9 protein-coding genes are annotated in these 12,656 nt (G+C 48.5%); 5 read left to right on the top strand and 4 right to left on the bottom strand.

All coding sequences use genetic code 11. The annotated features are described in order from the left end of the window. The first annotated feature begins 70 nt into the window (after positions 1–70). Positions 71–1,102: an MraY family glycosyltransferase gene (locus GK108_RS30715; protein ID WP_163955431.1), complete on the top strand. Its 1,032-nt coding sequence runs from the start codon at positions 71–73 to the stop codon at positions 1,100–1,102. A 40-nt stretch (positions 1,103–1,142) separates the two neighbouring features. On the opposite strand, the gene GK108_RS30710 is transcribed toward GK108_RS30715, so the two are convergent. Beyond that, positions 1,143–1,595 carry a thioredoxin family protein gene (locus tag GK108_RS30710; RefSeq protein WP_163955430.1) on the bottom strand — a complete coding sequence of 151 codons (453 nt, stop codon included), beginning with the start codon at positions 1,593–1,595 and terminating at the stop codon, positions 1,143–1,145. 182 nt (positions 1,596–1,777) lie between these two features. On the opposite strand from GK108_RS30710, the gene yihA reads away from it, so the two are divergent. The 3 genes from yihA (at position 1,778) to GK108_RS30695 (ending at position 4,230) form a co-directional block, all read left to right on the top strand. Beyond that, complete coding sequence (gene yihA / locus GK108_RS30705; protein WP_163955429.1) at positions 1,778–2,383, top strand: ribosome biogenesis GTP-binding protein YihA/YsxC; 606 nt, start codon at positions 1,778–1,780, stop codon at positions 2,381–2,383. Positions 2,384–2,487: 104 nt separating this feature from the next. After that, the gene (locus GK108_RS30700) at positions 2,488–2,967 is read left to right on the top strand and encodes a DUF5606 family protein (protein ID WP_163955428.1); all 480 of its coding nucleotides are present in this window, start codon (positions 2,488–2,490) and stop codon (positions 2,965–2,967) included. A 267-nt stretch (positions 2,968–3,234) separates the two neighbouring features. Next, entirely contained in the window at positions 3,235–4,230 is a 996-nt protein-coding gene (locus GK108_RS30695) for a hypothetical protein (RefSeq protein ID WP_163955427.1), read from the top strand. 3 nt (positions 4,231–4,233) lie between these two features. Here GK108_RS30695 and GK108_RS30690 read toward each other — a convergent pair whose 3' ends face one another. From GK108_RS30690 to GK108_RS30680, 3 genes are all read right to left on the bottom strand, one after another. Beyond that, positions 4,234–5,097, bottom strand: coding sequence for a transglutaminase family protein (locus GK108_RS30690; RefSeq protein ID WP_163955426.1), 864 nt, complete (start codon positions 5,095–5,097; stop codon positions 4,234–4,236). Next, entirely contained in the window at positions 5,087–7,645 is a 2,559-nt protein-coding gene (locus GK108_RS30685; RefSeq protein ID WP_163955425.1) for a circularly permuted type 2 ATP-grasp protein, read from the bottom strand. The genes GK108_RS30690 and GK108_RS30685 overlap by 11 nt, the downstream gene beginning before the upstream one ends. A 132-nt stretch (positions 7,646–7,777) precedes the next feature. Next, positions 7,778–11,203: a transglutaminase family protein gene (locus GK108_RS30680; RefSeq protein WP_163955424.1), complete on the bottom strand. Its 3,426-nt coding sequence runs from the start codon at positions 11,201–11,203 to the stop codon at positions 7,778–7,780. 347 nt (positions 11,204–11,550) lie between these two features. Here GK108_RS30680 and GK108_RS30675 point away from each other — a divergent pair, with 347 nt between their 5' ends. Beyond that, on the top strand, positions 11,551–12,651 hold the full coding sequence (locus tag GK108_RS30675; protein ID WP_163955423.1) for a zinc-binding metallopeptidase family protein: 1,101 nt from the start codon (positions 11,551–11,553) through the stop codon (positions 12,649–12,651). Positions 12,652–12,656: the final 5 nt, after the last annotated feature.

Below are 12,656 nucleotides of genomic sequence, written 5' to 3'. Positions count from 1 at the left end.
TAACCTTTTCAGATGATGCCGCCCGCCAGGCTTTGGGCTGGAAGCCGCGTCCTGTACTCGATTGTTTTCGATGAACGTAACGTATTACGTAGCACTGACTATTGGATTGATAATAGCGGAGTTGATTTACCTGCGAATAGCACGCCGTATGGGTATTGTCGACAAACCAAACGAACGTAGCGCCCATACCGATCAACGGGTTATTCGTGGGGGAGGGGTTATCTGCTGGCTGGCGTCTGCGATTGCCTTCGCCTATACTGGATTCCCTTATGCCTGGGTTTTTATGGGGTTAACTTGCGTAGCGGCCGTCAGCTTTTGGGACGACGTGTCGTTCGTGCCGATATGGGTTAGGGTTTTGATCCAGATGATGGCCGTAGCTATGCTGCTGTATGGAATCGTCATCCCATCAACGCTGTTGACCGGCAGCGTTTGGCTGGTAGCACTAGCCCTGTTGGTAGGGGTGAGTATTATCAATGCCTATAATTTTATGGATGGTCTTAATGGTATGACCGCATTTTATAGCCTTGTTACCATAGGAACATTCTGGTACGGTTTGTCGGCATACCGGGCCGACTCGTTTTTCGTCGATTCGTTACTGCCGTTTACATTCATGTCTGTGTTGGTTTTTAGCATTTTCAATGCCCGGCGGAAGGCCATTTGTTTTGCGGGCGATGTGGGTAGTATCGCAATCGGGTTCATTGTTTTGACTGCCTGCACGCAACTTATACTCCTGACGCACAGCTTGCTGCCTATTTTGCTATTGACTCTTTATGGGGTCGATACCGTTTCAACGATTAGTCATCGGTTCTATCTCCGGCAGCCGGTTCTTCAGGCTCATCGGCTTCATCTATTTCAGCTATTGGTTCATCGGGCTGGATGGAGTCACCTGCGTGTTTCGTTGGTGTACGCACTCCTTCAACTGCTCATCAATCTGGCCGTACTGAACGTATTACGTCATTCTTTGACTGCTCAGATGATAGTAGCGGCAATCGTTTTGGGGATCAGCGGCCTCATCGTAATCGTGGCAAGAGGGCAGTTCATTCAACTAGCAGACAAAAAAATAGTCGACCCGTTTGAGTCGACTACTATCAAGAACAAATAAGTGGCTGACGTATCCCGGACGTGAACGTCCAGCCGACGGACTATTTAACGCTTTTACCGATAGCGATTAGGTTTTCGGGAGTTTGCAGACCAACCACCTTTTTCAGAACCTTACCATTGCCATCAATGTAGAGCAGTGTTGGATAAGCTTCCAGCGGATATACCTGCGACAGGGCAGGGCCTTCGCCTTTTTCCATATCCATTTTTACGTTGATGAACTTGGTGTTGTAGAGATCGCCAACGGCTTTCTTCGTGAATACATTTTTCTGAAGCAGTTTGCAGGGGCCGCACCAGCTGGCATAGGCATCCAGAAATATGACCTTGTTTTCTGCCTTCGCTTTTTTCAGAATGTCTTTCCAGGCCGCTTCTGTGAACTGAATGCCTTCTGGAGCTTCTTTGACGGCTGGTTTAGTGCCGCCATGAGGAACAGCCTGCGTGGCCGAATAACCGAATCCAACGAATAGGATAGTCAGGAACCAAATAACTTTTTTCATGCGCTCGGACCGGAAACACCGGTTTATTTACTGAGTTTCGGATGAATAACGTACCGGAAGATCATTTTCGTTTCTGCCGGGCCTTTGAATAAGCAAATTAATAGGCACTTTCTCAAAAGGCAAACAGTGTGCCATTTTCCTTAATCTTTCCGACCTTTGCACCCGATTTAGTTCCAACGCTTATGCCAGTTAAACAAGCCGAGTTTTTTGTTAGTAACTCCGATCCGGCCAAATGCCCTAAACCTGATCGACCAGAATACGCATTTATTGGTCGTTCGAACGTAGGGAAATCGTCGCTTATTAATATGCTGACGGGACGAACATCGTTGGCCAAAATTTCGGGCAAACCCGGTAAAACGCAACTTATCAATCACTTTGTGATCGATAATGAATGGTATCTGGTCGATTTGCCGGGTTACGGCTATGCCCAGGTCAGCAAAACCGACCGGGAAAAGTTTGCCGCGCTGATCGATGGCTATCTGACGGGGCGCCCCAATCTATTGTGTATTTTTGTGCTGGTCGATTCCCGGATTGAACCACAAAAAATTGACCTGGATTTTATGTACAATCTGGGAGAAAAAGGGCTTCCGTTCGTAATCGTTTTTACAAAAACGGAAAAACTGGGGCCAGCAAAGCTACAGGCAACCCTGGATACGTACCGAGCTAAATTGCTGGAATATTGGGAAGAAGCTCCGCAGATTTTTGTTACGTCGGCCGTTACGGCTGCGGGACGAGAAGAGATTCTTTCCTTCATTCGGCCGCTGAATCAGGCGTACAAGAAGAAGTAAACGCTTTGGTCTTGGCCAGGTAAACGGAGTATTTACGTATTAATCATTCATTAAAAAAGGCAATACGTCGGCCAAAACGGGCGTTACCATTTTACAAAGTCTCTATGGAAGCATTAAAACAAATTGCCAACATTGCCGGTCATAGCGGTCTGTTTCGGATTCTTAAACCCAGCCGGAACGGCGTTATTGTTGAAACCCTTGACGATAAAAAGGCGAAAACAATGATGGGGCCAACGGCTCGGGTATCGGTGCTGAACGACATCTCGATTTATGTCGATACGGCTGACCAGTCGGTTCCGCTAGCTGATGTGTTGTTGGCAATTAATGACAAATATGGCGAAACGCTGACTGTTGATCCGAAAGGCTCCAACAGCGAACTGGCCGATTTCATGGGCGAGGTTGTTCCTGAGTATGATCGGGAGCGTGTTCGGCCAGCTGATATTAAAAAACTAATTGTTTGGTACGGTATTCTCCGGCAGCACGCGCCCGAAATTTTCGAAGCCAAAGCCGAAGAGTCAGCGGAAGCCGCTCCGGAAGAAACCGCCGAGGTTTCGACCACTGATACCGACGAAGAAAAAGCATAATCGGATTTATGATTGCTGAGGGCTATCCCGCATCATAAATCGTTAACGTCTCCATTTTCAGTGAGAAAAGAAAAGCCGCGATGACCCTTGGTTTCGCGGCTTTTTAGTCGTTTAGGCAGTACACCACTGATTTTTCTGCCAGTAAGACAAATCCAATTCAACGTAGCTCTTGTAATACACGGCGTAGTGTCGACACGCGTTAAAGAATCTTAAAGCGATACAGAGAGATTTTCTCAGGCGTTACTTAGTTGATAACCTTTTCGCCTTATGAATCAACTTCTCCTACATCTCTGCTTGCTTGTAACCCTACACAGCAATTGTCAGTCTCAATCGCCTTCCGTTGGGGACACTACCTACATTGCCTATCATCAACAAATAGCGAGGGCGCAGCTGGCAATTGCTAATAAGCAGTATAAGGAAGCCTTAACCGGTTATGAGCATGTGTTCAACCAGTATCGCTTTGTGTTTCGGCGAGATTATCAGGCCGCTACTCAACTAGCTTTGCAAGTGGGTCAACCTGACAAAGCTTTTGACTATCTTAAGAAGGGTATCTTAAGTGGATGGACTTGGAAATCAATTCAAAAAAATAAGTTTCTAGAGCCTCTGAAAAGCTATTCTCAATGGAAAAGTCTGAAGAAAGAGTATACCTTGCTGGAGCAGGAACATCAGAAAAACCTGAATCTGGAGGTTCGGAAGGTTGTCAAAAAAATGTTTAGCAAGGATCAGCGTAAAGCGTTAGGGGCTTTGTTTCGGTTTAGTGCAAATGGCCAGAACAGATACGCCCAAAACCGGTTTGCTCCTCATAGTGAACGGCAATTGGCCGACCTAAAACAGATCATAAGCCGACACGGCTATCCTGGTGAAAAATTGATTGGCAGCGATACGTGGGCATCCGTAATTCTGAGCCATCATAATTCGATTAGTGAGACGTATGCCGCACAAGACACCTTGTATCCATCTATCAGACCTCGCTTATGGAATGCCGTGAAATCAGGGCAGTTATCAGCTTATGATTTCGCGAAGATTGACAACTGGTATGTTACGATCAAAAGTGCGCATAAAGACAATCATGCCGGTTATCTGGCATCAACACTGTCCGGTCAGGAGCGTGACAGGGCGAATCAAGTAAGGCAGGCAATGGGGCTGAGTAGTATAGAAACCACGAATGCCTTGCTCGATATTCAACAGCAAACCGGCATGAATTTTTATCTTCCCTTACATGTATCAGGAAAAATAAAAGTCGTTGAGCAGGTAAGTCGTTGATCGTTAGATTGGTATCACATCGACTTCCACCCGGAACGTATGCTTGCCGGTACTGAAAATGATCCCCTTCAACGGCGATACATCCCCGAAATCGCGTCCCCAGGCCGTCGTAATGTGCTGTTCCTGCGGGACAAGGTCATTGGTTGGGTCGAAATCGCACCAGCCCACTTTCGGTACGTAGACCGACACCCAGGCGTGGGTGGCATCGGAACCCTGTAACTTTTCCTTGCCGGGCAGTGGTTGTGTTTCGAGATAACCGCTGACGTAGCGGGCGGCAAAGCCCATGCTACGCAGGCAGGCAATGGCCAGGTGCGAAAAATCCTGGCAAACACCTTTCTTTTCCCGTAGCACCGTTTTTAGCGGTGTGTGGATGGTAGTAAAGCCCGGAACGTAGGTGAATTGCTTGAAAATTTTGTGGCACAGGAGCCGGGCACTGTCATAAAATGGCTCATGATCATCAAAGCAATCAAGGCTAAAACGCCTGATTTCATCGTCCCACTGAACAAACTGACTCGGGAGCATATAGTCGAGGAGCGCATCTTTCAGCAAAGGATCGGTACGAAGTTTTTCCCGGACTGCCTTATTTGTCATCGGCGAATCGGGGTGAAGGGACGGATGCGTTTCGAGTGTGCTTTTGGCTAGAATAACGAGCTTATTGTGGGGCTTGTGAATAGAGAAATAATGAACCGTATTGTCGAAATAATCTTTGCGGGTATAGATTTCGTCGGGGACGGGGTAAATCGTCAGGGAAAAATCACTACGTATCTGGCGGGATGTATTCTGAGGCATAACGCAGGCTAATCCGTGATAATTATTCACGTTCTCGCTGTAATCGTACTGAGTTTTATGCAGTAATCTATAGGTCATTTTCCAGATCGACAATGGTTTCGGTTATGGAGTGTTGAGTAGCCGTATGGTTAAAGTATTGATTGGTCGTGTAATCAGATACCAACAGGATTAAATCATAAACGTGCGAAAGAACAATACTCAGTTTTTCGTAAACCTGCGTGCTGGGTTCTACCGTAGCGATGTCGGCCACGTCGATAAGTTTAATACACGTAACGGCTTCCAGAATAGCCTTTCTGGCTTTGCTCAATCGCTCCGATGCCTGGGGTAGCTGACTGATGCTATGGTCCAGCGAATCGAGCAGATACGACAGCGACGATGGAATCTGTCGATCCAGCAGGATCATGTCCAATACGTATTCTTTCTCAAAATTTGTCTTATACGTAGATCGATAGTGCGACAGCGCAAAATGGTTCATCAGCACGATTTCCATCAATTCGTTCTCGATGAATGGCTCCGTTTTGATGCTGAAGATGGAACGTAGTATGGTGATTTTTGAGAGAATACGCTCGATCAATTTCCCCGTCTCAAACAGATAATAGCCGTGATTACGCGGAATCGACTCGTTAACGATACCGTAGAATGTAAACAGGTTGCTCTGTAAATCATTCAGCGTATTCTGAATATCGTTTGGGTTTTGATTGGGGCTGATTTGCTGAAGTTTTTGATTGATGTGCTCAAGAACATCAATGGTGCGCCACGTTACGTTATTCCAGCGCTCACGAACGGATATCATCGCCCGTAAAAACGACTGGATCGACGACGTAATGCTGCCGCTCTGGGTGTCGCTGGAAATTGTTTCGGCAATGATTGGATACGGATTTTTGAAGTATTCTTTTTTCTCGTCCGAGAAATGTGGTTCAACCTGAATCAGGCTGGATACTGTTTTCAGGAGAATCTCGATATGCTGCGTTTTGGTCTGAATCCCGAAGTTTCGCTGGAAATTGAGCGCATTGAGCGTTATCATCAGGAACGTCGTTGCGCTCATGCTACGTTCGCTGTAACGAGCGGCCCAGTACAGATTCTCAGCGCTACGGCTGGGCAACGACGAGTGTGGCTGCTGGTAGGCCGTAGCGGGCAACTGGATACGTTCGCGAATAATTTCGGCTTCATCCGAGATGATCCAGGTATCTTTCGAGACGCTGCCGTATTGGTTCGAAAACGAAAATTTGTCTTTCTGAACCGAACTTCGGGTCAGGCCACCATCCATAACCTGATAGCCGGTGGGCGTTGCGGTCAGAAAAGCGCGTATGGCCGCGTAGCGTGGTTCAATGTTGCCATCCACAAAGGCGGGCGTAGTCGAGAAACTAACTTCCTCCTGGGCTACGTATTCGGTTGGATTCTGGAGAATCTGAGCACGCAGATCCTGAAGTTGCCGGGCCGACAACTGTTTACCATAAACGGAGCGGAAAACCTGTTTTCGGTTGGCTTTTTTGATGATGAGATTGCCCAGATTGTCCAGCGTGTTCTGGAGTTCTTTAGGCTGGCCACACCACCACGTAGCCACGGAAGGCAGCATTAATTCTTCGCCCAGAAAATAACGGCAGAGCGACGGCAGAAAAGCACTGAAGGCTGAGTTCTCAACGGCGCTGGTTCCCGGCGGATTAATAACCAGTACGTTTCCGTTACGTATCACCTGCAGCAAACCCGGTACGCCCAGTTTGGAATCAATCCGTAGTTCGAGCGGATCGCACCACTCATCATCGACCCGCCGGATAATGATGTCGACCCGTTGTAAGCCATCGATGGCTTTTACCCAGACAAAACCGTTTTTAACGATCAGGTCGTCGCCCTGAACAAGCGTGTAGCCCAGGTAGGAGGCCAGGTAAGCCTGTTCAAAGTAGGTTTCGTTGTTAGGGCCGGGCGTCAGGTACACTACGTTCAGGAAGTCCGACTTTTCGCGAAAAACCTTGAAGATCGACTGCTGAGCCTGCGTAAAAAAAGGCGACAGCCGACTCACATACATATCTTTCGCCAGTTCGGGCATGATCTTACTGATGATCACCCGGTTTTCGAGCGCGTATCCTGACCCGGATGGAGCCTGAGTACGGTTATCGACCACCCACATTCGGCCATCGGGACCACGGGCCATGTCGGCGGCATACATGATCAGCTGATTTTGTGTCGGCTGCTTCACATCGTGGCAGGCCCGAAAAAAGCCAGTGTTATTATACACCAGTTCGGGCGGCAGAATACGGTCTTTGATCATCTTCCGCTCGCCATACATATCGCGGAGAATTAAATCGAGCAGGGTGGCGCGTTGTTGGAGCCCTTTCGATATGATCCGCCATTCCTGCTGTTCAATCAGAAACGGAATCAGGTCCAGTTTCCAGGGGCTGTTCAGCCCACCAGGACGCTGGTAGATATTATACGTAACACCATTCTCCCGGATCTTATTTTTTATTTCCTGAGAGCGATTTTCCAGCTCTTCGTTTCCGATTTTTTCAAGAGCAACGAATAGTTTTTGCCAATGAGGTTTTAGGGTGCCGTCGGGTGTAAGTACCTCGTCGTACGATTTAAGTTTAGTTCGGTATAGGTCTAGCAAACTACTGGTCGATTCTGAAACCATGTTCTATTAAATAAGTAGTCTGAAGTGTATAGGTTAAGGGTCGATGTATGTCGAACATCGGTAAGAAACGGTCAAACTTCAAACTATAAACTTCCTATTATTTTTTGATCGAATTGGCATACCAAACAAGGTTTATTTTGACTTCCAGAACCGACGCAGATCGAGTGTATGCGGATAATCCTGATTCACGAGTTCTACCGGTGTATCGACGCGCAGTGCTTTCTTATGCTCGGCCACAAACCGCGATACGCTGGGTAGTTGTTTTACCGGCGCCGGAAGGGTTTCTGTTTGGGAAGGGGTATGGCCAAAGCCCCAGAAACGGCTGATCCGTCGCGATTCGGCTTCGTAACTATTGACCGGATACGTATCAAAGCTACGTCCGCCCGGATGCGATACGAAATACGTACAGCCACCCACAACCCGACTATTCCAGGTGTCGATAATATCGAGCACCAGTGGCGCATCGACGCCAATTGTCGGATGCAGGGCCGAGGGCGGATTCCAGGCTTTGTAGCGAATGCCAGCTACGTATTCACCTTTTGTGACCGTGCTACGTAGCGGCACCCGACAGCCATTGCACAGCAAAATATGCCGCCCCTCGACGAAGCCGCTCACTTTTACCTGCAATCGTTCCAGCGACGAATCGACAAAACGAGCGGTTCCTGAGTTGGCTAGTTCCTCGCCCAGTACGTGCCAGGGCTCAATACCCAGTCGCAACTGCAACTGAATGTTATCGACCGTAATGGTGCCGTGATGCGGGAACCGGAACTCAAAAAATGGATCGAACCACGAAATGTCGAACTGATAGCCTGCTGCTTTCAGATCATTCACTACGTCGACCATATCCAGGTACACAAAATGCGGCAACAGAAACTGGTCATGAAGTTCAGTCCCCCAACGAATCAGTTTTTTCTTGTAAGGCTGTTTCCAGAACATCGACACCAATGCGCGTACCAGCAGGGTCTGCACCAGATTCATGTGCTTATGGGGTGGCATATCGAAGGCCCGGAATTCCAGAATACCAAGTCGGCCAGTCGATGAATCGGGGGAGTACAGTTTGTCGATGCAGAATTCAGTGCGGTGGGTATTCCCCGTAATATCGACCAGCAAATTCCGGAAAATACGATCGACCATCCAGAAGGGAATGTCGCCTTCTTCGGGAATTTGATCAAAGGCAATTTCCATTTCATACAACCGTTCATCGCGACCTTCGTCGATTCGGGGGGCCTGACTGGTGGGGCCAATAAATGGTCCCGCAAACAGATAACTCAGCGCCGGATGATGTTGCCAGTACGTGATCAGACTACGTAGCAGATCGGGGCGTCTCAGAATAGGACTGTCGGCCGGTTTGGCTCCGCCTATGGTGACGTGATTGCCACCACCCGTACCGGTATGTCGGCCGTCGACCATGAATTTTTCGGTAGCCAGCCTCGACAGAAAAGCCTCTTCGTAGAGTGCCGTTGTATTATCGACCAACTCCTGCCAGTTAGCCGCCGGATGTACGTTTACCTCGATAACACCCGGATCGGGCGATACGACCAGCTTCTGAATCCGATAGTCGGAGGGAGGAGTATAGCCTTCAATCCGAATCGGCATCTGGAGCTTTTCGGCGGTTGCTTCCAGCGAAGCAATCAGGTCGAGGTAATGTTCCAGATAGTCGACAGGCGGTAGAAATACATAAACGATGCCGTCGCGTGCCTCTACGCAGATGGCAGTACGTATCGTATCGACATCAAACAAAGGTGTCTTTTCGGACGAATCTTTTTTCGGCTTGGTTGCTTTGTCGTCCTCCGGCTTGTATTCCTGCCAGATGGGAGCCTGATACGGTGAGGTTTCCGTACCGTACCGATTGTCGACAACCGACTGATAATTGTCTAAAACGGGCAGTTCTTCAAACTGGCTACGTTCGACTGGTTGCTTTCGGCGGTTTTTCGTTACGTGTGGCAGTGATGACAGCGGAAGGCGCAACCCGACCGGCGAGTTGCCCGGAACCAAAAAGCAGTTTTTCCGGCGAAATTCCCACACGCAGCTTGTCCAGGCATTGGTCTCATGATTCCACTCGACGGGAATGACAAAGCCTGCTGGGTTATTCATGCCTTTTTCTAAAACGCTGGCCAGTGCCCGGCGCTCGATGGGGTCGCTCAGATCGACGTCTAACGGGTCGAGATTGACCGGGATTCGGTTTTCTTCGAGCGCCCAGTAAATGGGATCTTCGTAAGTTGGAGTAATGTTATTGACACTCAACCCCAGGTATTTCGTTAATTCCTGGATGTACCGTTCAGCATCCCGAAACGTGTAGGAGGTTTGATCTTCTTTGGCAACGAGATCATCATTTTGCCAGATCGGCAGACCATCTTTTCGCCAGTATAAGCCATACTGCCAGCGCGGAAACGGTTCGCCGGGATACCATTTGCCCTGTCCGAAATGAAGCAGGCCACCGTGGGCAAAACGATTTTTTAACCGCAGGGCCAAGTCATAGGAGAGCTTGCGTTTAAGCGGTCCATCGGCGGCAGAATTCCACTCGGCCGATTCGCTATCGTCAATGGAAACGAACGTAGGCTCACCCCCCATAGTCATCCGCACATCGCCCGCCTGCAAATCCTTTTCTACGTCATACCCAACTTGCAAAATTTGCTGCCACTGTTCGTCGGTATAAGGTTTGGTTACGCGGGGGTCTTCATGAATTCGAAAAACCCGGTTTTCATACGCAAAGGTTACCTCACTAATATCGGTAGCTCCCGTAACCGGGGCCGCACTTTTATAATGTGGCGTACAGCAAAGCGGAATATGCCCTTCGCCCGCAAAAAGCCCCGACGTTGGATCGAGGCCAATCCAGCCTGCACCGGGAATGTAGGCTTCGGCCCAGGCGTGCAAATCGGTGAAATCGGCTTCGGGACCAGACGGGCCATCCAGCGATTTGACATCGGCCGTGAGCTGAACCAGATAGCCCGACACGAAGCGGGAAGCAATGCCCAGGTGACGTAGCGCCTGCACCAGCAGCCAGGCCGAATCGCGGCAGGAACCGCTACGTATCGTCAGCGATTCTTCGCAGGACTGAACACCGGGCTCCATTCGGATATTATAGGACAGCGTCTGATTCAGGCGTTGGTTTAAATGGACCAGATAGTTGACTGTTGGCGTTGCTTCAGGAATCGCGTTTTCGGCCAGCCATTCGCTCAGCAGTGGACCATCTTCATTGATTTCCAGATAGGGAGTAAGCTCCGTTTGCAGATGGGCATCGTACTGAAACGGAATTGTTTCGGCGTATTCTTCGATGAAGAAATCGAATGGATTGATAACTTCCATTCGGGCCAGTACTTCCACTTCGATCCGTAACTCGTTTGTTTTGTCGGGGAAAACCACCCGGGCCTGATAGTTGCCAAATGGGTCCTGCTGCCAGTTTATAAAATGATTTTCGGGAAAAACTTTAAAGGAGTACCCTTCAATTGCTGTCCGGGAATGCGGGGCTGGACGGAGCCGGAATACGTGCGGAGAAAGCCCAACCAGACGGTCGAATTTATAGGCTGTTTTATGAGAGATAGCGACTTTGATGGCCATGTAAGCGTGGGATACGGAGGATACTGTGTCGTGAAGGATTATGGGTTAAAATTATCTGTATCTGGTAGTTGGCCAACTTTTTTTGTGTTTTTATTTGATTAGGTAAAATATTCTTTCTGGAAATCCAATTTTAGCTACTAAAGACGATAGTCGCCAATTGGCTCAGCCAGTGTAGTGATGGCAGGCTGTAGGGAGGGTATTGAGAATAGGTAAATTGATGGTCAATACGTTCGTTCTACCTGAATAATAGAAAGTTGCGGCTATATTCTAACAACTTGACTCTAGGGTGGTTATAGATAGGATTTGCACCAACGTACTCACGTTATTACCAAGACTTAATTCGACTAATGAACATTTACCCATGCCAGTGCGGCAATACGCTACATTTTGAAAACTCTACCTGTGTTAATTGCCACCGGGAAGTAGGGTGGTGTCCTGCTTGTCAGGGAATTCGGTCGCTCAACCCAATCGACGAGCATACATATAGCTGTAGCAATTGTCAGGCAACGGTAACAAAATGCTCCAATTACCGTGACTTTAATGTCTGCAACCGAACCATAGTAGTGAACACTACGTGGCAGGAGGCCGATGCCTATTGTTCGTGTTGCAACCTGAATCGTATTGTTCCCGATATGTCGGTGCCTGGCAATCAGCAGAAATGGCATAAACTTGAAGCGGCCAAACGTCGTCTTATCTATACGCTGGATAGTCTGGGCTTGCCCTATGGATCGCGCTACTCGGGCTTTCCGCTTCCGTTGGTTTTCGATTTTAAGGGCGACGTAATGCTAACCACGCAGGTAGGCGCCAACGCCCTGATTGCGGAGAAGATATTTACGGGCCATGCCGACGGCACTATTACGATCAATATTGAAGAAGCTGATCCGGTGGAGCGGGAAAAGCTGCGGGTAGATTTTGGAGAATCGCATCGGACATTGATTGGTCATTTCCACCACGAAATCGGTCATTATTATTGGCAATTGCTGGTGCAGAACAAATGCGAAGACGAGTGTAAGGCTGCCTTTGGCGATCATGCCGCCGTCAATTACGTAACGGCTATGAACCACTATTATCAGCAAGGCCCTCCGGCCGACTGGATGAATCGGTATATCAGCGCCTATGCCAGTATGCATCCCTGGGAGGATTTTGCGGAAACGTTCCGGGCTTATCTGGAAATGATTACCATTCTGGATACGGCTGAAAACGTTAATCTGCTTCTGGAAGAAGAGGAAAATGTTGATTTCCTTGGAGCACCTTTTGACAGCATGCTGCTGAAGTATGAACAGTTAGGGATGAAGCTTAACGAAATGAACCGCACGATGGGCTTACTGGACGTAGTGCCGGAAGTGTTTAACCAGGAAGTGATCCAGAAAATGAAGTTTATTCACAAGCTGGTGAAACAAGGTCGTCAGATAAAAAAGGAATTAGCGCACGAAACCATATTAGCATAAAAACG

It is taken from the genome of Spirosoma terrae, from assembly GCF_010435915.1.
Taxonomy (GTDB): Bacteria; Bacteroidota; Bacteroidia; order Cytophagales; family Spirosomataceae; genus Spirosoma; species Spirosoma terrae.
The sequence above is the reverse complement of the archived record's forward strand: the minus strand, read 5'-3'. Positions and strand labels throughout refer to the sequence as shown.